The organism is Streptomyces stelliscabiei, assembly GCF_014873495.1.
Classification (GTDB): Bacteria; Actinomycetota; Actinomycetes; order Streptomycetales; family Streptomycetaceae; genus Streptomyces; species Streptomyces bottropensis.
This window is the reverse complement of sequence record NZ_JADBGF010000001.1, coordinates 3,850,617-3,871,210: the sequence shown is the minus strand read 5'-3', so window position 1 is coordinate 3,871,210 and position 20,594 is coordinate 3,850,617. Positions and strand designations below refer to the sequence as shown.

The following is a 20,594-nucleotide window of genomic DNA, read 5'->3' as shown; positions in this document are numbered from 1 at the left end:
CAGGTGCCGTACCCCCGCAGATGAACAAGGAGTGACCGCCTTCCCTCACTCCCGCTCACATTCGGGAACCCCCGGTGACGCGCACCGTCGCCGTAGATCCACGTACGGTGATCGGCGCTGTCCGTTGCGACGTCGTTAACGTCCAGGCCACCCCCGCTGCCAAGCATTCGAGGAAGAGCGGGAACCTCACTCCGGCCCCACCGCGGAGCGGCCCCGCGACCACTTCCGACGCGTTCGCACTCGGGGAGACCGCGCCATGTCGCGCATACGCTCAGTCGCTGCCGCCGCCACCAACCCTGACCGCCGGGCCTTCCTCGCCGCCACCGGCGCGGTCGGCCTCGCCGCGGGGGCCGGCTTCGCCCTGCGGCCGGAGACCGCCGCCCATGCCGCCTCCACCGCCGCCGAGGCCACCGAGATCCCCCTGACGAACCTCTCCAACAGACAGGCTCCGGCCGCACCCCTCGCGCCGTACACACGGGGAACGACCCTCGCCTCGGTCGCCACCCCGCGGGGCTCCTCCGGCTACCGTCGTCTCGGCTCCGGCCCCGCCTGGGCGCGGGTCGTCCGCGGCGACCTGGCCACCCCCAAGTCCGGCCGCGAGAAGCGCCGTACGGCACTGGCGTCCTTCGTGCAGTTCACCGACCTGCACGTGGTGGACGTCCAGCACCCGCTGCGCTACGAGTACCTGCGCGCCCAGACCGCCAGCGCCTGGCGCCCGCAGGAGGCGCTGTCCGTGGCCGGGGCGGTCTCGCTCGTCGAGCGGGTGAACGCGCTGCGCGGAGCCCCGGTGACCGGCTCCCCCCTGCACTTCGTCATGACGACTGGCGACAACACCGACAACAACTCCCGGACGGAACTGGACTGGTTCCTGAAGGTGATGAGCGGCGGCCGTGTCACTCCCAACTCCGGTGACCCGCGCCGCTACGAGGGTGTCCAGGACAGCGGTCTCACGCTCTACTGGCAGCCGGACGCGGCCCTGCGCGACGCCGACAAGCAGCTCGGCTTCCCGCGGCTGAACGGCTTCCTCGCCGCAGCGATCCGCGAGGTCAACAGCCCCGGCCTGAACGTCCCCTGGTACTCCACGGTCGGCAACCACGACTCCCTCCCCGGCGGCTGCTACGCCCCCGGCGACTCCTTCTTCGCCGACTTCGCGGTCGGCGGCCGGAAGCTGATGACGCTGGACGAGCGCGTCGGCAAGGCACTCTGGGACAACGTCAAGAGCGGCGGCGACCCCCGGGGCGCCGAGTGGAGGGCCGTCCTCAAGGCCCAGGCGAAGAAGATGCGCGCGGTCACCCCGGACGAGGGCCGCGCCCCCTTCACCCCGCAGGACTACCTGAAGGCCCACCTGGACCCGGCCCACACGGGCCCAGGCCCGGTCGGCCACGGCTACTCGCAGGCCAACCTCGACGCCCGCACCCAGTACTACGCCTTCCGCGTCGGTGACGACGTCATCGGCATCAGCCTCGACTCCACCGACCCCGGCGGCCACTACGAGGGCTCCCTCGGCACGGCCCAGCTCACGTGGCTGGACCGCACGCTGAAGGAGGCCGCCAAGAACGGTTCGTACGCCGTCGTGTTCAGCCACCACACCAGCGCGTCGATGCGCAACCTCCGCAAGGACCCGGCCCGCCCCAAGGAGGCCCGCCACGGCGGTGACGAGGTGCTGTCCCTGCTCGGCCGCCACCGCAACGTCCTGGCCTGGGTGAACGGCCACAGCCACCGCAACCGCATCACGCCGCACAAGTCCGTGAACGGGTCCTTCTGGGAGATCTCCACGGCCTCCCACATCGACTTCCCCCAACTCGCCCGCGTCATCGAGCTGGTGGACAACAAGGACGGCACGATCTCCCTGTTCACCACCCTGATCGAATCGGCCGCCCCGCACGCCACCGACTTCACGGACCTCTCGCAGACCGGCCTCGCCGCCCTCTACCGCGAGCTGTCCTACAACGCGCCCGGCCGCCGCGACACCCTCACCGGCACCCCCGGCGACCGCAACACGGAGCTGGTGCTGCGGAAGGGCTGAAAACAGCTCAACCGGCGAACACCGCTCAACCCGGCACGCACCGCCCGTGTCCCTCTCCCCGACCGGCCCGTTCCCGGAAGAGCCGGGAACACCGGGCGAAGGGGGAGAACGACATGGCGGTACGCACGGCCCGTACGACGCGCACGGCTCTGCTGGCGGCGACCGCCGTGACCGCCGCACTGGCGCTGGCCGCCCCGGCGGTGGCGGCCGTGCCCACGGGGGCCTCGGCGGGAGGCGACCACCGCGCCACCCGCGAGGCGATGGACGCCCAGGTGAAGGACGGCGTCGTCGGCGTCGCCGTCCAGGCGAAGGACGCCCACGGCGTCTGGAAGGCGGCCTCGGGGACCGGCGACCTGAGGACGGGCGAACCCCGCTCCGCACGCGACCACTTCCGCATCGGCAGCATCACCAAGACCTTCGTCTCCACCGTGCTGCTCCAGCTGGAGGCGGAGGGCAGGCTGTCCCTGGACGACAAGGTCGACAGGTGGCTGCCGGGCGTGGTGCGCGGCCGGGGCCACGACGGCCGCAAGGTGACCCTGCGCCAACTCCTCAACCACACCAGCGGAATCGCCGAGTACACCTCGGACGAGCGGTTCGTCGAGGACGTCTTCCTCGCCGAGGGCTTCCTCAAGAACCGCTACCGCACCTGGAGCCCGCGCGAACTCGTCGGCATCGCCATGAAGCACGAGCCCACCTTCGCCCCCGGCACCGACTGGAGCTACTCCAACACCAACTACGTACTCGCCGGCATGGTGATCGAGAAGGTCACGGGCCGCGGTTACGGCGACGAGATCCGCGGCCGCATCATCGAGCCCCTCGGCCTGAGCGACACCAAGGTCCCCGGCACGTCCCCCACCCTCCCGGGCCCGCACAGCCGCGCCTACTCCAAGCTGGCGGAGACGTCGGACGGCAGGACCTACGACGTCACGAGACTCAACCCCTCGATCGCGGGCGCGGCCGGCGGGATGATCTCCGACGCCGACGACCTCAACCGCTTCGTCTCGGCCCTCCTGCGCGGCAAGCTCCTGCCCAGGAAGCAGCTCGCCGAGATGAAGGACGTGGTCCCCCTCGACGGCGACCGCGGCGGCTACGGCCTCGGCCTCATCACCTACAAGCTCTCCTGCGGCGTCCAGCTCTGGGGCCACAGCGGCGGCATCCACGGCTCCCTCTCCGAGGCCGCCACCACCTCCGACGGCCGCCACACCCTCGCGTACAACTTCAACAGCGACTGGGCGGGCGACAGCCTGCCGATCATGGAGGCGGAGTTCTGCGCCCAGTAGTCGCCCCGGCACGAGGAAGGGCCGCCGAACGGGCGGCGGCCCTTCCTCTCCCCTCCTGATGTCCCCGGGTTACCCGATCTACCGGGGGAGCACCACGACGTACGCGGCCGGATCGCGGTCGCCCGACGCCATCAGCGCGGTGCGGACGACGGCCGCCTGCTGCTCCAGGGAGTCACGCAGCTTCCTGGGAGTGATGTGGACGACGGTGATGCCGAGCCGCTCCAGCATCTCGCGCTTACGGGCGTACTCGGACCACAGCGCGTCGTCCTCCTGACGCGGGGCGCGGGTGTCCAGCTCGACCGCGACGGCCTGCTCCGGCCAGTACGCGTCGAGACCGCCGAGGTGCGGGCCGCCGGGCAGACGGAGGTCGACGTTCCAGACCGGGTCGGGCAGGGCGTGTTCGCGCACCATCCGGTACAGGTGGTCCTCCGCGATCGCCCGGCCCTCGGCGACCAGCGAGTCCACCGCGTCGGCGACGTGCGGACGGTTCAGCAGCCGCGCCTCGGTCAACTCCCGCACCACGGCGACCGGTTCGGTGTGCCCGCCGCGCACCGCCTCCGTCAGCAGCCGGCGCACCACGCCCGCGTCGTCGAGTTCGGCGACCGCGTCGGCGAGGGCGCGCGGCACGGGCGCCACGGGCAGACCGGTGACGTACGACGGGGTCGGCACGGCCGGGGTGCGGACGATCCGGGCGCAGCCGGCGGTCCGCAGCCGGCGCATGCGCGGCACCAGGACGTCGATCGTGTCGAGGGAGGGGAGCGGCGGCGCGGAGGTGAACCCGTGCAGGGTCAGGGCGGCCAGGCCCGTGAGCACCGCCTCCGGGTAGCGGGGTGCCGGACGGGGCTCGTCGGCGTTCGGCTGCGCGGGTACCCCGGCGGCCGTCTCGCGGAAGGGGGAGCGGGCCGCGTAGGACAGCACCGCGTGCAGGCGCTCCTCGGAGGTGGGCGGGCCCGGGTGCAGCAGGAACACACCCGGCAGGATCTGCTGCCAGGGTCCACCGGGCCGGCACTGCTCGTTCGTGTCGGCGGCGGTGACACCCTGCGCGCGCAGCTGCGCGGCCGTCAGCACCCGGCGCGTGACGTCCGGGAGGCGACGGAGGGGGCGGGGGGAGAGCGGGGTGTTGTGGGTCATGACCCGGAGGTTCCCGCTCCGGCGCCGCGGATTAACCGCTGTTACACGCTCGTCGACAAATCCGGACAAGACCACACTAAAGTACGTGCGTTCGACTGCCGATATCCGCTGGTCCGGACGCGATCGGAAAAGGTTACGGCTCCGATTACCCGAATTCGGTAACCCTCAACCGGGCCGGATCCGCGCCCATGAGCGCCCCCTCACGCGCACCCGGCCCCTGCCCTGCGGCAGCCGCCGGGTGCGCAACACACCCCGCCCCGAAGGCAGTTACCCCTCGGTCCCCGCCGCCGCGTCACACGCCTGCGCCCGCAGCGCCCGCGCCAGATCGTCCCGCGCCTCCAGCACCAGCCTCCGCAGCGCCGGCGCCGCCTTCTCGTGCGCGGCGAGCCAGGCGTCCGTCGCGTCCAGCGTCCCCCGCGAGTCCTGCAGCGAGGGGAACAGCCCCCGCACCACGTCCATCCCGATCTGGATGGACCGCTCGGCCCACAGCCGCTCGATCACCGCGAAGTACTTCTCGGCGTACGGCGCCACCAGCTCCCGCTGGGACGGCCGCGCGAACCCCGCGATCGTCGCCTCCACCAGCGCGTTGGACATCGCGTCCGACTCCACGACCGAGGCCCACGCCTGCGACTTGACCGCCGCGGACGGCCGCGCCGCCAGGCACCGCACCTGGTGCCGCTTCCCGGACGCCGTGTCGTCCCGCGCCAGCTCCGCGGCCAGCGACGCCTCGTCGGCGGCCCCGTGCGTCGCCAGCGGCTCCAGGAACGCCCACCGCAGCTCCTGGTCGACGTCCAGCCCGTCGATCTTCTCGGTCCCGGCCAACAGCCCCCGCAGCAACGCCAGATCACCCTCGCCCGAGGCCACCGAGGCGAAGAACCGGGCCCACGTCAGCTGATGCTGGCTGCCCGCCTCGGCCGCCCGCAGCTCACGCAGCGCGCCCTCCGCCAGCAGCCGGCCCCCGGCCGCCCGCCACCCGGGCGCCGCGTAGTGCGTGAGCGCCGAACCGGCCCAGGCGTGCAGCATCTGCAGCACCCCGATGTCGGACTCCCGCCCCGCGAACCGCAGGACGAGGTCGACGAAGTCCCGCGCCGGAAGCAGCGCGTCCCGCGTCAGGTTCCACAGCGCCGACCAGCACAGCGCCCGCGCCAGCGGGTCGGAGACGTCCCCGAGCCCGGCCCGCAGCGTGTCCAGCGACCCCGCGTCGAACCGGATCTTGCAGTACGTCAGGTCGTCGTCGTTGACCAGCACCAGCTCGGGCGCCTCGGCCCCGGCCAGCTCGCCCACGACCGTACGCGGCCCGTCCACGTCCACCTCGGCCCGCGCGTACCGCTCCAGCGTGCCCCCGTCGCCGGCGCGCCGGTACAGGCCGATCGCGACCCGGTGCGGCCGCAGCTCGGGGTGCGACTCGGCGGCCTCCTGCACCACGGCCAGCTCGTCGACGCGGCCGTCGGCGGCGAGCAGCACCTGCGGGGTGAGGGAGTTGACCCCGGCCGTCTGCAGCCACGCGCGCGACCAGGAGACCATGTCCCGCCCGCTGGTCTCCTCCAGCACCGACAGCAGGTCGCCCAGCTTCGTGTTGCCGTAGGCGTTCCGCTTGAAGTAGCGCCGGGCGCCCTCCAGGAAGGCGTCGCGCCCCACGTACGCCACCAGCTGCTTGAGCACGGAGGCGCCCTTGGCGTACGTGATCCCGTCGAAGTTGAGCTTCGCGTCCTCCAGGTCACGGATGTCGGCCGTGACGGGGTGGGTGGAGGGCAGCTGGTCGGCGCGGTACGCCCAGGACTTGCGGTTGTTGGCGAAGGTGACCCAGCCGTTGGTGAAGCGGGTCGCCTCGACCATCGAGAAGGAGCCCATGAAGTCGGCGAAGGACTCCTTCAGCCACAGGTCGTCCCACCACACCATGGTCACCAGGTCGCCGAACCACATGTGCGCCATCTCGTGCAGGATCACGTTGGCCCGCCGCTCGTACGACGCCCGGGTGACCTTGCCGCGGAAGATGAACTCCTCGCGGAAGGTGACGAGCCCCGGGTTCTCCATCGCGCCGAGGTTGTACTCGGGCACGAACGCCTGGTCGTACTTCCCGAACGGGTACGGGTAGTCGAAGTGGTCGTGGAAGAAGTCCAGGCCCTGCTTGGTGATCAGGAAGACGTCGTCGGAGTCGAAGTAGGGGGCGAGACCCTTGCGGCACATCGCGCCGAGGGGGATCTCCAGCCGCGTACCGTCCTCGAAGACCCGCTCGTAGGTGTCCGTCACGTAGTGGTACGGGCCCGCGACGAACGCCGTGATGTACGTCGAGATCGGCTTCGTCTCCGCGAAGCGCCACACCCCGTCCGTCAGCTCACCGGCCCCGTTGCTCCACACGACCCATCCCTCCGGCGCGCGCACCTCGAAGCGGAAGGGGGCCTTGAGGTCCGGCTGCTCGAAGTTCGCGAAGACCCGCCGGGAGTCGGCCGGCTCGTACTGCGTGTAGAGGTAGACCTCGCCGTCCTCGGGGTCGACGAAGCGGTGCATGCCCTCGCCGGTGCGGGAGTAGGCGCACCGGGCGTCGACCACCAGCTCGTTCTCGGCGGCCAGGTCGTCGAGGGCGATCCGGGAGCCGTCGAAGACCTCGCTCGGGTCGAGGTCCTTGCCGTTGAGGGAGACGGCCGTCACACTCGGCGCGATCAGATCGGCGAAGCTGCCGGCGCCCGGCTCGGCGCAGCGGAAGCGGATCGTCGTCACCGAGCGGAAGGTGCGCGGCTCGCGGGCCGCGCCACCCGCGTCGCCGACGGCGGACCGCAGGTCGAGAGAGACCTCGTAACCGTCGACGGACAGCAGTGCGGCCCGCTCCTGGGCCTCGTCGCGGGACAGATTCTCACCGGGCACGGGGGCACTCCCTCGGGGTGGATTTCAAGCGCTGTTCAGCATGCGGACAGGTCCGATCCTGTCATGCGCACCTGACGGGGGGCAGGTGGGAATGCGACGCGCGGCCGTCGGTGTTGCGAGCTGAGACGACTGCCGTCCGAATGTCCTCCCGAGGAGAACCATGTCCGAGCAGACCTCCGGCAAGACCCCTGTCGACTTCTGGTTCGACCCGCTGTGCCCCTGGGCCTGGATGACCTCGCGGTGGGTCCTGGAGGTGGAGAAGGTCCGGGACATCGAGGTCCGCTGGCACCTGATGAGCCTCGCCGTGCTGAACGAGCCCAAGATCGACGAGCTGCCCGAGGAGTACCGCGAGCTGCTGGAGAAGAAGGCGTGGGGTCCGGTACGGATCGTCATAGCCGCCCAGGAGGAGCACGGCGCCGAGGTCCTCGGCGACCTCTACACCGCGCTCGGCACCCGCATCCACAACCAGGGCGAGGGCCCGGAGAAGGAGACGGTCGCCGCCGCCCTGAAGGACGTCGGCCTCCCCGACTCCCTCATGGACCACTGGGACTCCACCCCGTACGAGCCGCAGCTGCGGGCCTCCCACCAGGAGGGCATCGACAAGGTCGGCCAGGACGTCGGCACCCCCGTCATCGCCGTCCCCGGCGCCGACGGCGAGCAGATCGCCTTCTTCGGCCCGGTCGTCACCCCCGCCCCCAAGGGCGAGGACGCCGCCAGGCTCTGGGACGGCACCCTCCTCGTCGCCTCCGTCCCCGGCTTCTACGAGATCAAGCGCAGCCGCACCCAGGGCCCGGACTTCAGCAACCTGGTCTGACCGGGGGCCGGCGACCGGCGACCGGGTCAGCGGAAGGACTCGGGGAGGGTCAGGCCCTCCCTCTGCCTTCCGTACGGCTGGACGAACAGGCAGCGGCCCTTCTCCCCGTGGTTGGCGCAGCGCCACCAGCCGGCCGGGTTCTTCCCCAGGGACGCGAGGTACTGCCGCACCTCCTTGTCGGCCTTGTGGAACGGCAGGGGCTTGCCTCCCCCACAAGGAGGACAGTGCTTGTAGCTCGTCTCCATGCGACCTCCCGGGTCCGGTCGGCCGGATCGGGAATCCGGCCGGAATACGGGAGCATAGGGCGAATGTCCGGAAATCCGGCAGACCGGAACCCGTCCCGCCGGTGGCGCGTTCCGGCGCCCCGGGAACGCGAAGAACCCCCGCGCGTCACGTCCTCGCGGGGGTTCTCGCCTGTGGAGCATCCGTGCCGTGCCTACGCGGCCACGGCGACCGCCTCCTGCCGTGCGGCCACGGACGTGTAGTGCGAGGCGTCGCCCTCGATCGAGCGGCTATCCGTGCCGTCGATGCCCACCGGCACGTCACCGGCGACGGTCACCCGGTGCAGCCGGCGCGGCAGACCGTCGTAGTTGTCGATGGCGTAGTGCTGCGTGACGCGGTTGTCGAAGACGACGAGCTGGTTCTCCGACCAGCGGTGGCGCAGCACGTTCTCCGGCCGGGTCACGTACGACTGCAGCAGGTCGAGGAGCTTGCGGGACTCGCCCAGCGACAGGCCCACGATCCGCTGCGCGAACCCGCCGATGAACAGCCCGCGTTCACCGGTCAGCGGGTGGACGCGCACGACCGGGTGGGCCGTGCGGTACGTGATCGAGGTGAACCGGGCGCGCTGCTCGGCCTTCTCCGTGTCGATCTCCTCGTCGGGCACCGCGTAGTCGTAGTCGTTGGTGTGCTCGGCCCACAGGCCGTCGGCCAGCCGTCGCAGCGGCTCGGGCAGGTCCCGGTAGGCCGCGGCCGAGTTGGCGATCAGGGTCTCGCCGCCGTACGGCGGGATCGTGATGCTGCGCAGGGTGGTGGCCTGCGGCGGGTTGAGGACGAACGTGACATCGGTGTGCCAGTGGTTGGCGCGCCCCCGCTCACTGTCCACGGGCAGGACGCTCGCGGCACCCTCGACGGCGGCCACCGTCGGGTGGGCGGTGGTGATGTCGCCGAAGTGGCGGACGAAGGCCTGGTGCGACTCGTCGTCGAGGTGCACGTCGTCGAGGACGAGCGCCTTGTGCACGTTGAGGGCCTCCCGGAGGGCGGCGACCGTCTCCTCGTCGAGGGGCTTGGAGATGTCGACGCCGGAGACACGGGCACCGATACGGGCGGTGACCTTCTGGATCTCGATGGTCATGACGTGCTTCCTTTCACGGACCGGGCTGCCGGTCACGGACCGGGCTGCGGGATCAGACGAGGGCGGGTGCGGACGCGTGGACGTGCTGGTTGGCGGGGCGAGGCAGGCCGTAGCGGTCCCGCAGGGTGCGGCGCGGGCCGTACCGGGTGCGCAGCAGACCCCGGGCGCGCAGGAGAGGGACGACGTGGTCGACGAACGCGTCGAGGCCGGACGGCAGGACCGCGGGCATGATGTTGAAGCCGTCGGCGGCACCCCGCGTGAACCAGGCCTCGATCTTGTCGGCGACCTGCTCGGGCGTTCCGGCGAAGGTGAGGTGCCCGCGCCCGCCGCCCAGCCGCCCGATCAGCTCCCGCACGGTGAGCCGGTCGCGCCGGGCCAGCTCGACGACGAGCGTGTAGCGGCTCTTGGCACCCTCGATCGAACTCTCGGGAGGGAGATCGGCAGGCAGCGGGCCATCCAGATCCAGGGACCCGGCGGGCAGTTGCAGCAGCCGCTCCAGATTGCCCACGCCGTGCGTGTACACGATGTGGTCCTCCAGGACCCGCTCGGCCGCCCTCGCCTCGGCCTCCGTCGACCCGAGGACCGGGACGATCCCGGGCAGCACCTTGATGTGCTCGGGGTCGCGGCCGGCCGCCGCCGTACGGGACTTGAGGTCGGCGTAGAAGGCCTGCGCGTCCTCGATCGTCTGCTGCGCGGTGAACACGGCCTCCGCGTACCGGGCCGCGAACGCCTTGCCGTCCTCGCTCGACCCCGCCTGCACGAGCAGCGGGTAACCCTGCGGCGAGCGCGGCACGTTGAGAGCGCCCTCGACGCTGAAGTACGTCCCCCGGTGCCGGGGCGGATGGATCTTCGTGTCGTCGGCCCAGACCCCGGACTCCTTGTCGGCGACGATCGCGTCGTCCTCCCAGCTGTCCCAGAGCTTCAGGGCCACGTCGAGGAACTCGGAGGCCCGCGCGTACCGCTGGGCGTGTGCGGGCTCGGCGTCCAGACCGAAGTTGCGGGCGGCCTCCGCGCCGGCGGTGGTGACGATGTTCCAGCCGGCCCGGCCGCCGCTGAGGATGTCGAGCGAGGCGAACTTGCGGGCCAGGTTGTAGGGGGAGTTGTAGGAGGTGGAGGCGGTGGCGATCAGTCCGATGTGCTCGGTGGCCGTCGCCAGCGCGGTCAGCAGGGTGAGCGGTTCCAGGGCGCCCGCCGGTCGCTGGCCCACGCTGCCCCACAGCTGCGGCCCGTCGGCCAGGAAGAGTGAGTCGAACGTGCCGCGCTCCGCGATCCGGGCCAGCCGGACGTAGTGGTCCAGCTCGACGTGCGCGTACGGGTCGGACTCCGGCAGCCGCCACGACGCCTCGTGGTGGCCGGTGTTCATCAGGAACGCGTTGAGGTGGAGCTGTCGTGCGGGCACGTGTCTGTTCTCCCGGGTCACTGGTGGTCCTCTTTCACGCCGAGCGCGGCCAGCAGCCGTTCGCGGTAGTCGCCCAGCAGGGGGTCCCGGTACGAGCGGGGGTGCGGGCGGTCGATGGTCAGGTCGAGGCCGATGCGGCCCTCTTCGAGCACGAGGACCCGGTCGGCGAGCACGATCGCCTCGTCGACGTCGTGGGTGACGAGCAGGACGGAGGGCCTGTGGCGCTCCCACAGCTGCCTGAGCAGGCTGTGCATCCGGATCCGGGTGAGGGCGTCCAGGGCGCCGAACGGCTCGTCGGCCAGCAGGAGTTCGGGGTCGCTGACCAGGGAGCGGGCCAGTGCGGCGCGCTGGGCCTCACCGCCGGACAGCTCGTTCGGCCAGGCCCGCTCGCGGCCCTTCAGGCCCACCTCGGCGAGCGCCTCGCGGCCCCGGCCGGCGGCCTCCTTGCCCTCCGTGCCGAGCAGGACGTTGTCGAGCACCCGGCGCCAGGGCAGCAGCCGGGAGTCCTGGAAGACGACGGACACCCGGTCGGGTGCGGTGAGCTGCCCGCTGCCCACCACCTCGTGGTCGAGGCCCGCGACCGCCCGCAGCAGCGTGCTCTTGCCGGAGCCGCTGTGACCGAGCAGGGCCACGAACTGCCCGGCGGGGATGTCGAGGTCGATGCCGTCGAGGACCTTCCGCCCGTCGAAGGACCGGGTGAGGTCCCTCAACCGTACGGCGGGCCGGGTGGCTGTGGTTGTGGTTGTGGCCGGGGCCGTGCTCGTGGCCGTCGGCGCCTCGTGGTCGGCCGGCGGCTCAGGGGTGGCCGGCCGCCCGGTGGTCGTCAGCTGCTCAGCGTGCGTCGCCATGACAGCACCCTCCGTTCGATGAGACGGACCGCGCTGTCGGAGATCAGGCCGAAGATCCCGTAGACGACCAGGCCGACGAGGATCACGTCGCTCTGGCCGTAGTTCTGGGCCTGGAACATCATGTAGCCGAGTCCGTTGGTGGCGTTGATCTGCTCCAGCACGACCAGGCCCAGCCAGGAGCCGGTCACTCCGAGCCGCAGGCCCACGAAGAAGCCGGGCAGTGCGCCGGGGATGACGATCTGCCGGACGAACCGGAACCGCGACAGGCCCTGGACCTCGGCGAGTTCGACGAAGCGGCTGTCGATCCCGGCCAGCGCGGCATGGGTGTTGAGGTAGATCGGGATGTAGACGACGATGGCGATGATCGCGATCTTGAAGGTCTCGCCGATGCCGAGCCACAGGATGAACAGGGGGATCAGCCCCAGCGTCGGGATCGCCCGGTTGAGCTGCACGGTCCCGTCGATCAGTGCCTCGCCGACCCGGCTGAGCCCGGCGGCCAGGGCGAGCGCGACACCGGCGGTCAGCCCGATCACGAAGCCGGTTCCGGCCCGCTGCAACGAGGTCAGGATGTCCGTCGTCAGCGTTCCGTCGGTCCACAGGTGCACGCCCGTCTCCAGCACCGTCCAGGGCGCCGGGACCGCTGCCGGATCGAGCTGCCCGGCGGCGGAGGCCAGAGCCCACAGGGCGAGGAACAGCACCGGCCCGACGAGCCGGGACGCGGGCAGCCGTTTGCCGGGGGACAGGCGCCGACGCCTGCGGACCTGCGCGGTCCGCTCGGTGGCGAGGGGGGCGGCCTCGGCGGCGGTGGCGGGGACGGCCGTGGGGCCCCGCCCGGTGGTCGTCGAGGTGCCCGTCGCCGTCGGCGCACCCGTGGTCACGGCGCTCACTTCCGGTACTCCGCGGGCACGGCCTTCGCCGCGATCTGCTCGAACCGCCGGTCGAAGAGCGAAGCGACGTCGAACTCCTTCACGAAGCCGCCCTCCGCCAGCAGATCCGCGGTCTCCTGCTCCCACTTGATGGACTCGTCCCAACTCGGCGGGAAAAGCGGCTTGTTGGCGAGTTCGGTGATCGACTCCGCCTGGGGGAGCGTCAGGTTCTGGGTCTTCACGTAGAACTCCTTGTTCCAGATGTCCGGGTTCTCGTACTGCCAGACCGCGCCCTTCGCCCAGTACGGGATGTACGCGGCTACGGCGGCCACCTTCGCGGAGTCGCCCAGCACGGAGGCCGGCGCCCACAGCAGGTTGAGCAGGTCCACCACATCCGTGGGGATGGTGCGGGCACCCTTGGCCTTGTACTGCTGCAGATAGGCGGGCGCCTGCTGGTTCGCGAGCGGGGCGACGTCCACCTGGCCCGACTGCAGGGCCGTCAGGAACTGGTTGCTGGTGAGCGGCACGAGTTCCGCGTCGTCGTACGCGAGCCCCGCCTCCTTCAACGCCCGCAGCAGGACGACGCCCTGCGCCTGCCCCTGGGAGAAGGCGAGCTTCTTGCCCCGGAAGTCCTTCACCGAGGCGATGTCGCTGCCGGGCTTGGTGGCGAAGAGATAGTTCGGCTTCCGGGTGACGTTGATCGCGACGATCTTCGCGTCGTATCCCTGGTAATGCGCCTGGATCGGCGGAATTCCCGCGTTGTTGGCGACGTCCAGCGAACCGGCGCGGAAGGCGTTGATGACATCCGGTCCCGCGCCGATGTTCGCCCAACTACTCACCTTGAAAGGCAGATCGTCGAGTTTCGCGAGCTTGAGCTGCAATTCCTGCTGACTCTGGAAGGAGGCGATCTTCAGGCTCGTACCCGAGGGCACCTTGGTGGGCAGCGGCGCGTCGGCGGCCGTCCGGGCGGTCGCCGCGCTGCTGTCGGCGCACCCGCTGAGCCCGGCCGCCGCGGCCGTGACGCCGAGGAGGGAGGTGAGGAAGAGTCGCCGGTCGAAACCGGGCGCGGCGGAAGTGGACATGGGAGGACCCCCAGGGGAAACGGTGGGAAGGAGCGGGAAGCAGTGGGAAGGCGCACGGAATCGTGCACCGGCGCCGCACGGAACCGCACACGGAATCGCACAGGAACCGCGTACGGCTCAGTGCGCGAATCGCGCAGGGGTGGAATCCGCGGAGGCTGACGGAAGGGGAGCTGCGGAAGAGGAATTCACGCAGGAGGAAGTGCCGCGTCGGTCGGAGCGCGAAGGGCACTCCGGAACGTCAACGTGTCAGCAACAGAGGGTGCGACAACTCGTGAGCAGCATGAATACGATGTTCCCGGTCTTCGGTATTGCCTGTCAACATTCGGAGTTTCTGAATTAACCGGCCTGGGCGGAAGCACGGTCGAGACGGGCGAGGGCCCCCAACGGGTCCCGGTAGAGCACGTCCAGGGCCACCGCCCCGCCCGCCGCGGCCAGCACGGAGTCGGGGAAGCTCGTGGGCCCCACGGCCGCCGCCCGGTCCGGTCCGACCGTCTCGCGCAACGCCGCTAGACAGTCCTCCCGGCCGATGATCCCGACCTCGGTGACGACCACGGTCTCGGGGTTCAGCACGTCGAGCAACAGCTCCACCGCCCGCCCCACCAGCCGCGCCCGCTCCACCAGCAGCCCTGCGGCCACCGTGTCGCCGTCCGCCGCCGCCTCCAGCACCCGCATCGGGTTCGACCCGTCGATGACCCCGGCCGCCCGCGCCCGCCGGCACAGGGTCAGTTCGCTCAACTCGGCCTGGAGGCAGCCGGTCCGCCCGCACGCGCAGGCCTCGGTGCCGCCGGGCAGGGGCAGATGGGCGATCGCCCCGGCCTGCGAGCGGGGACCGTGGTGCACCTCGTCGTTGGTCGCGAACGCCGCGTCGACCATGTTGCCGACGAACAGATGCAGCACGCTCCGGCTGCCCCGCGCCCGCCCGTACAGCTGCTCGGCGCTCACCAACGCCCGTGCGTGCCCGTCCACATGGACCGGCAGCCCCGTCCGGGCACGGAGGATCTCCCGCACCGGCACCTCGCGCCAGCCCAGCAGCGGATGCTCGACCACCGTCCCGCTCTCCCGGTCCACCCAGCCGCCGGCCGCGAAGCCGACGGCCAGGGGCCGGCAGTCCGGTGCCGCGTCCAGCAGGGCGCGGAGTTCGTCGGCGGCCCGCGCCAGGACCGGGGCGGGATCGGTGGAGTCGTGCTTCAACCGCCGCTCCTCGACGACCCGTCCGCGCAGATCGAGCAGCGCGACGGTCGTGTACGGCACGGCCACATGCACCCCGCCCACCAGGAACCGCGAGTCGTCCAGGTCGAGAGGTACGTGCGGGCGCCCGGTCCCCTTGGTCCGCCGGGGCGGTTCGGTCTCGCGGATGAGACCGAGCCCCGCGAACCGGGCGCAGTAGTCGGTCACCGAGGCGGGGGACAGGCCTGTCACCCGGGCGATGTTGCTGCGCGCCACGGGCCCGTGCTCCAGCACGGACCGCAGCACCACGCTGGCACTCGTCCGCCGCCGGTCGCTGTCGGCGACGCGCGGCACGGGAGAGGAGGCGAACGAGGGGGAGGGAGAAGAGGCAGCGAGAGAAGGAGAGGGAGAAGGTGAGGGAGCGGGAGCGTACAGGGTGGGTGCTGCCGCGGCTTGGGGCATGACGATCATCCTCGGGAACGGGTCCGACACTGCGCCGTCTCGAAGGGCGAGGCGTGCCGGAGCCGCCTCACCCGGGACGGCGACAGGTGGCCGTGCCCACGCGTCGCAGGTCGACGTAGCGACGCGACGAGAAGTACCGGGCCTGAGCAACCATGGGCTCGAAGCTAGCAAAACGGCCCACCGCTGCCCAGACGGCGACCGACGGGCGAGACGGCGGCTGTCCATGCCGACGACTCGATTGGTGAAACCCTACAGAACCGATGGGGGCGCCTCTTGGTGCCCCGACCCACCTCACCTCAGTGACCGGCGTCACGCCATACCGGGTGTAACACGCATCCTTTGTTCGAAGCCCACCAAGAGGTTGTTCCCCCCTTTGTCGAGAGCTGACGGTGCCCGGGGTGCGGGCCCGGGGATAGCGTCACCGTGTCCCCGCCGTCTTCACCCGCCGGAGTGAGCCCGCACATGAGCACCGCCGCCACGTCAGCCCGCCCCGGCGAGGTCCTCGCCGACCTCCTGCCCGTCTCCGGCGCCCGCGTCCGCGACCTCGCGCTCGTGGTCGGCGGCGCCGCGCTCACCGGGCTCGCCGCGCAGATCGCCGTGCCCGTGCCGGGCTCCCCGGTGCCGGTCACCGGCCAGACCTTCGCCGCCCTGCTCGTCGGCACCACCCTGGGCGCGAGCCGCGGTGTCGCCTCGCTGAGCCTGTACGCCCTGGCCGGTCTGGCCGGTGTGCCGTGGTTCGCGAACGGCACCTCCGGTGTCGGCGTCTCCTTCGGCTACATCCTCGGCATGATCCTGGCCGTCGCCGCCGTGGGCGCTCTGGCCCGACGCGGCGGCGACCGTTCGACGGCGCGCATGGCGGGCACGATGCTCGTCGGCGAGGCGATCATCTACGCCGTGGGTGTCCCGTACCTCGCCGCCACCGCCGACATCAGCCTCTCCTCCGCCGTCGCGCTCGGCCTCACACCGTTCCTGATCGGCGACGCCATCAAGGTCGTCCTGGCCATGGGGCTGCTGCCGACGGCCTGGAAGCTGCTGAGGAATTGAATCCTCCTCTCCCTGAAGGGAGGGGATTCCTGGCTCAGGCCGCCTCCTGGAGCAGCGCTCCAGGAGGTTTTCCGCCATCAGCACCAGCCGGGTTGACCAGCCCGGACGAGCATGACGCGTGCGGAGTTCTTGTCCCGCGGGGACGCGGTTCCGCATGCGGTGCAGGAGTGGGCGCGCTCACCCAGCGGCAGGCGGTGCTTGGCTCTCGCATCGCAGTTGGCGCAGTCCATCGTGGTGTGCGCGGGGCGGACGAGGCGGATGTCCCGCCCGTGTTTGTGGCCCATCTCGATCAGGGCCTGCTTGGTGGCGCCGATGGCGGCGTCCGCGGCCTTCTCGGCCATGGTGGTCTTGGCCAGGAACTTCGGGCGGAAGTCCTCGATGGCGATGGCGATGGCGATGGCGTCGTGGTCGCGGACCACCTTCTTGGCCCACTTGCGGCCGGTGTCCTGGCGCTGCCTGGCGACCTTCTTGTGCGCCTTCGCCCGCAGGTGCTTCGCCTCGCGGTAGCCCTTCGATCCGGGGCGGCCCTTCTTCGGTTCGACTGATGAGCCCTCACGCAGCCACGGCGTACGGGCCCGGGCTTCGGTCAGCATCCTGTCGAGCTGCGCGGGGCCGCACGTCACCTTCTGGCCGGTGGCCTTGTTGTGCGCGTGTACAGCCCTGGACTTGGCGACGCATTCGTTCCACACCCAGCGGCACCGGTCCCACTCCGCCGCCAGGGCGGTACGGGCAGCACACGACACACGCAGCCGGTACGTGTGGCGGGCATGCCCGGCCTCCACAGCGCTCGCTTGCGTCATCTCGCCCCCCCACGGTCCCCGGCCGGGACACGGGTCCGTCCCGAACCCTGCGACGGACCACGTGTACGACAGCCGCACACACGCACCCCGATCCTGCGGCCACCACCCCAACCAGCGACCACGGGCACGCACGTTCGCATCCCTGGCGCTACCGACAGATGTCGGCAGCGGTACGGGCGCTCCGCACCCAGAACCGGATGCGGCGACGCTCCGCGTCGCAACACCCGGATGCGATTCCTCCCCGGCGTGAACGCCGGGGCCTCCTCGCAAGAAACAGGTGACACAGGGGCTCAGCCCCGCCGAGCGGGCGCCACGCGGGAAGTAGCGCCCCTCACCAGGAGGTTCGCCGGGTCGACGCACCGACCGCCCCCCGGCGAGCCTCCTCCGCTTCGCGGCACCGCAGGGCCGGGCCCGCGCGGCCTTCGCGAGCGCCGCGCCCGGCCCGCACCACCGACCCGACGGTTTCCGCCCCTCTTTCCCTCTCGGCCCTTCAGCCCTCCTGGCGGGCCCTCCGCTGGTTCCACCACAGGCCCGCCGCGCCGGCCGAGACGAGCGCGGCGCCGACCAGGCCGAGCGGCAGGATGCGATCGGCCGGACCGGTCTGGGGCAGCTCGTCCGGTTTGCCGTCCTTCCCGTTACCACCACCGCCACCGCCACCGTCGTCGCCCCCGCCGTCACCGCCGCCCGGGGTGACCGGGCTGTTGTCGGTGCCGAGGAGCAGCGGCGTGGCGGGCTCGTTGGGTGCCTGGTTGGTCGCGCCGAACGGCACCGGGCCCTGCTGCCACCAGGTCTTGGAACCGTCGGCGTTCTGGACCGGAAGACAGATCTTTCCCTTCTTGCTCAGGTCGTACGTGGCGTCGATCGCATACGTCTTCGACTTTCCGGCCGCCAGGTCGTCGATCGCGCACGCGAAACCACTGTTCGCGCCGTCGGGAAGATCTCCCTCCGGAATGGCCGAACATCCCTCGACGTTCTTGACCGTAAGGCCGTCGAAACCGACCACGAGCAATCGGATTTCGCCGCTGGCCTTGCTGCCCTCGTTCTTCACGACGCCGGTGATATCCGTTTCCTTCGACTTGTTGTCGACTTTGATCTCCTTGGACAGCAGTGTCGAGAGCTTCACTCCGGCCGGTACCGCGTCCACGGTCTTTCCGCCATGCTTGCTCAATCCCCCCTCGTCGTCCGCCGACGCCGCGAAGCCGAGGATCATCACCGACGTGAACGACGCGGTGAGCAGCGACCCGGCGATGACAGTCCTACGATGAGAACTCATGTTCCATCCCCCTTGCGTCCCCCTGACCGTGCCTGAATTCACGGCCTCTGAAGAGGTACCACAAGATTTCTCGGCACTATGCTGGTGCGGCACGAAGTGTGACCAATGCGCGACCTTTTGTTTTTTCTGTGGCAAATGAGGTCACTTGTTGAAGGGGGGCACGGGGGTGCCGGAAATAACGCGGGGCGGTGTTCCGGGTCTTGTGGTGGCCGACCGATATCGCCTGGTCGAAAGCATCGGTCAGGGTGGAATGGGCCGGGTCTGGCGGGCCACCGACGACATCCTCGACCGGCAGGTCGCCGTCAAGGAAATGCGGATCGACGGTCTCGACCCGGAGGACAGCCGCACCCGGCGCGAGCGAACCCTGCGGGAGGCCCGGGCCACGGCCCGTATCGACCACCCCCACGTCGTACGCGTCTACGACGTCGTCGACGCGGGCGACCGGCTCTGGATCGTCATGGAACTGGTCGACGGCCGCTCCCTGGAGCAACTCGTGGCGCAGGACGGCCCACTCGACGTACGGGCAACCGCCCGGATCGGCCTCCAACTCGTCGACGCGCTCGGCCAGGTGCACGCCCAGGGTGTCCTGCACCGCGACATCAAACCGGCCAACGTCCTCGTCAAACGCGCAGGAGCCCCTCACGCCGTCCTCACCGACTTCGGCATCGCCGCCCTCCATGACGCCGAGGCCCTCACCATGGCCGGCATGCTCGTCGGCTCCCCCGACTACATGGCCCCCGAGCGGGTCTCCGGCCGTCCGCAGGGGCCGCCCTCCGACCTGTGGTCCCTCGGCGCCACCCTCTGCGCGGCGCTCGGACGCCGCTCCCCCTTCTCCCGCGCCACCACGCTCGCCACCCTGCACGCGGTCCTCTACGAGGAGCCGGAACTCCCCACGGCCGCAGGCCCCCTCCACGACCTCCTCGCCGCCCTCCTCAAGAAGGAACCGGAGTCCCGTCCCGGCGTGCGCGAACTCACCGAGACGCTCCGCCACATCGCCACCGACCCGCCCACGACCACCCCGACGACGTGGCCGGGGCCGTCGGACGACGCGGAGGAGCCGGAAGCCGCCCCCGCGCACCCCGCAGCGAAGCCCGCGGTGCCCCCGGAGCCCACACCCACCGCCCGCTCCACCCCCATACAGCCGACGCCGACCGTACGGAACCGACCCACCCCCGAGCCCGCACCGCACCCGCATCCGCACCCCGAGCCCGCACCGCACCCCCGCACACACCCCGACCCGCGACAACCGACCCCGCCCGCGTCGGACCCGTACGCCGCCCCCACCCTCGCCCCCACTTCCCAACCCGACCGACCCACCACCCCCGTCCTCAACCGCACCCCCTCCCCGCCGCGCAGCGCCTCCTCCGAGGCCCCGCCCGTGCCATCAAGCCACCCAAGGCACACGGAACCCGCAGAACCCGCGAAGCCCACAGAACCCGCAGACCGCGCAGAACCCGCCACCCCCACAGCACCCCCGGCCCCCCGGCCGAAGCACCGCCGCCCGGCCCTCGTCGCGGCCACGACCCTCGCCGCGACCGCTGCCGTAGCCGCGGTCCTCGTACCAGCGCTGAACGGCTCGCGCGACGAGAGGACCGACAAGCCGTCGTCCTCGGCGTCCCACTCCAGCGAGACCCCCACCGGCACCCCCGCCCCCACCGTCGCCGGCACCTCCCGCCCGCCCCGACTGCCGCCCGGTGCCCGTACGGAGGCCGGAGTGTTCGCCTGGGTGCCGCCGGACGGCTTCTCGCGGGAGGTGCACGCCGGGGCGGAGGTGCACTACACCTCGCCCGACGCCCGGCAGGAGATCGTCGGCAAGGCCTCCCTCGCGCGCGGCGACCTCATGGAGCAGTGGCGGAAGAAGGAGAGGAGCACCGGTGAGGGGCCGGGATACACCCGGATCCGTCTGGAGGAGACCGAGTTCCGGGGCGAGCCCGCCGTCGTGTGGGAGTACACCGTGACCGCCCAGGAACTGCCCTGGCACGTCCGGTCCCTGGGCTTCAACACCGGCGGCAAGTCGTACCAGCTGACCACCTGGTACCACCCCGACATCGAGGACCGCGCCCTCCCGGTCTACGAGAAGGTCGAGAAGACCTTCACCCCTCTATAGGGCCCGGACGACTCCGTAGGCCCCCGGACGACGAAACGGGGCCCGGCGGCGGACGAACCGCCACCGGGCCCCGGAGCAC

At 71.3% G+C, this 20,594-nt stretch carries 15 protein-coding genes and 1 pseudogene; 5 read left to right on the top strand and 11 right to left on the bottom strand.

Annotated features, from left to right (window positions below):
- The first annotated feature begins 256 nt into the window (after positions 1-256).
- Positions 257-2,026, top strand: coding sequence for a TIGR03767 family metallophosphoesterase (locus H4687_RS17085; RefSeq protein ID WP_046913715.1), 1,770 nt, complete (start codon positions 257-259; stop codon positions 2,024-2,026).
- A 113-nt stretch (positions 2,027-2,139) separates the two neighbouring features.
- Complete coding sequence (locus tag H4687_RS17080; RefSeq protein ID WP_179860119.1) at positions 2,140-3,306, top strand: serine hydrolase domain-containing protein; 1,167 nt, start codon at positions 2,140-2,142, stop codon at positions 3,304-3,306.
- 78 nt (positions 3,307-3,384) lie between these two features.
- On the opposite strand, the gene H4687_RS17075 is transcribed toward H4687_RS17080, so the two are convergent.
- Both H4687_RS17075 and pepN read right to left on the bottom strand, forming a co-directional pair.
- On the bottom strand, positions 3,385-4,437 hold the full coding sequence (locus H4687_RS17075) for a hypothetical protein (RefSeq protein ID WP_046913714.1): 1,053 nt from the start codon (positions 4,435-4,437) through the stop codon (positions 3,385-3,387).
- A 267-nt stretch (positions 4,438-4,704) separates the two neighbouring features.
- Positions 4,705-7,299, bottom strand: a complete 2,595-nt coding sequence (pepN, locus tag H4687_RS17070) for an aminopeptidase N (RefSeq protein WP_046913713.1) — start codon at positions 7,297-7,299, stop codon at positions 4,705-4,707.
- Between the two features lie 160 nt (positions 7,300-7,459).
- Between pepN and H4687_RS17065 the strand changes: the two genes are divergently transcribed.
- The gene (locus H4687_RS17065; protein ID WP_046913712.1) at positions 7,460-8,113 is read left to right on the top strand and encodes a mycothiol-dependent nitroreductase Rv2466c family protein; all 654 of its coding nucleotides are present in this window, start codon (positions 7,460-7,462) and stop codon (positions 8,111-8,113) included.
- A 26-nt stretch (positions 8,114-8,139) separates the two neighbouring features.
- On the opposite strand, the gene H4687_RS17060 is transcribed toward H4687_RS17065, so the two are convergent.
- The 7 genes from H4687_RS17060 to H4687_RS17030 form a co-directional block, all read right to left on the bottom strand.
- A complete protein-coding gene (locus tag H4687_RS17060) occupies positions 8,140-8,358 on the bottom strand; it encodes a hypothetical protein (protein WP_046913711.1) in 219 nt (72 codons plus the stop codon).
- A gap of 191 nt (positions 8,359-8,549) precedes the next feature.
- Positions 8,550-9,467, bottom strand: coding sequence for a TauD/TfdA dioxygenase family protein (locus tag H4687_RS17055; protein WP_046913710.1), 918 nt, complete (start codon positions 9,465-9,467; stop codon positions 8,550-8,552).
- A 52-nt stretch (positions 9,468-9,519) separates the two neighbouring features.
- Entirely contained in the window at positions 9,520-10,866 is a 1,347-nt protein-coding gene (locus H4687_RS17050) for an LLM class flavin-dependent oxidoreductase (protein ID WP_046913727.1), read from the bottom strand.
- Positions 10,867-10,883: 17 nt separating this feature from the next.
- Complete coding sequence (locus tag H4687_RS17045; protein WP_046913709.1) at positions 10,884-11,714, bottom strand: ABC transporter ATP-binding protein; 831 nt, start codon at positions 11,712-11,714, stop codon at positions 10,884-10,886.
- Entirely contained in the window at positions 11,690-12,592 is a 903-nt protein-coding gene (locus H4687_RS17040; RefSeq protein ID WP_046913726.1) for an ABC transporter permease, read from the bottom strand. Before H4687_RS17040 ends, H4687_RS17045 begins: the two co-directional genes overlap by 25 nt.
- Positions 12,593-12,597: 5 nt before the next feature.
- Entirely contained in the window at positions 12,598-13,662 is a 1,065-nt protein-coding gene (locus H4687_RS17035; protein ID WP_046913708.1) for an ABC transporter substrate-binding protein, read from the bottom strand.
- A 336-nt stretch (positions 13,663-13,998) separates the two neighbouring features.
- The gene (locus H4687_RS17030; protein WP_078907178.1) at positions 13,999-15,291 is read right to left on the bottom strand and encodes an ROK family protein; all 1,293 of its coding nucleotides are present in this window, start codon (positions 15,289-15,291) and stop codon (positions 13,999-14,001) included.
- A gap of 462 nt (positions 15,292-15,753) precedes the next feature.
- Here H4687_RS17030 and H4687_RS17025 point away from each other — a divergent pair, with 462 nt between their 5' ends.
- A complete protein-coding gene (locus H4687_RS17025; RefSeq protein WP_046913706.1) occupies positions 15,754-16,335 on the top strand; it encodes a biotin transporter BioY in 582 nt (193 codons plus the stop codon).
- Between the two features lie 34 nt (positions 16,336-16,369).
- On the opposite strand, the pseudogene H4687_RS17020 reads toward H4687_RS17025, so the two are convergent.
- Both H4687_RS17020 and H4687_RS17015 read right to left on the bottom strand, forming a co-directional pair.
- A pseudogene (locus tag H4687_RS17020) lies at positions 16,370-17,135 on the bottom strand (zinc ribbon domain-containing protein).
- A 490-nt stretch (positions 17,136-17,625) separates the two neighbouring features.
- Positions 17,626-18,408, bottom strand: coding sequence for a hypothetical protein (locus tag H4687_RS17015; protein ID WP_046913705.1), 783 nt, complete (start codon positions 18,406-18,408; stop codon positions 17,626-17,628).
- 205 nt (positions 18,409-18,613) lie between these two features.
- Here H4687_RS17015 and H4687_RS17010 point away from each other — a divergent pair, with 205 nt between their 5' ends.
- Positions 18,614-20,515 (top strand): serine/threonine-protein kinase, encoded by a 1,902-nt coding sequence (locus H4687_RS17010; protein WP_404819278.1) that lies wholly within the window; start codon positions 18,614-18,616, stop codon positions 20,513-20,515.
- Positions 20,516-20,594 lie beyond the last annotated feature (79 nt).

Bases quoted from the DNA above. Each gene is read 5' to 3' on its own strand.
- H4687_RS17045 (WP_046913709.1), bottom strand. From the start codon at position 11,714: ATGGCGACGCACGCTGAGCAGCTGACGACCACCGGGCGGCCGGCCACC.
- H4687_RS17055 (WP_046913710.1), bottom strand. From the start codon at position 9,467: ATGACCATCGAGATCCAGAAGGTCACCGCCCGTATCGGTGCCCGTGTC.
- H4687_RS17060 (WP_046913711.1), bottom strand. From the start codon at position 8,358: ATGGAGACGAGCTACAAGCACTGTCCTCCTTGTGGGGGAGGCAAGCCC.
- H4687_RS17035 (WP_046913708.1), bottom strand. From the start codon at position 13,662: ATGTCCACTTCCGCCGCGCCCGGTTTCGACCGGCGACTCTTCCTCACC.
- H4687_RS17085 (WP_046913715.1), top strand. From the start codon at position 257: ATGTCGCGCATACGCTCAGTCGCTGCCGCCGCCACCAACCCTGACCGC.
- H4687_RS17030 (WP_078907178.1), bottom strand. From the start codon at position 15,291: ATGCCCCAAGCCGCGGCAGCACCCACCCTGTACGCTCCCGCTCCCTCA.
- H4687_RS17015 (WP_046913705.1), bottom strand. From the start codon at position 18,408: ATGAGTTCTCATCGTAGGACTGTCATCGCCGGGTCGCTGCTCACCGCG.
- H4687_RS17025 (WP_046913706.1), top strand. From the start codon at position 15,754: ATGAGCACCGCCGCCACGTCAGCCCGCCCCGGCGAGGTCCTCGCCGAC.
- H4687_RS17080 (WP_179860119.1), top strand. From the start codon at position 2,140: ATGGCGGTACGCACGGCCCGTACGACGCGCACGGCTCTGCTGGCGGCG.
- H4687_RS17065 (WP_046913712.1), top strand. From the start codon at position 7,460: ATGTCCGAGCAGACCTCCGGCAAGACCCCTGTCGACTTCTGGTTCGAC.
- H4687_RS17075 (WP_046913714.1), bottom strand. From the start codon at position 4,437: ATGACCCACAACACCCCGCTCTCCCCCCGCCCCCTCCGTCGCCTCCCG.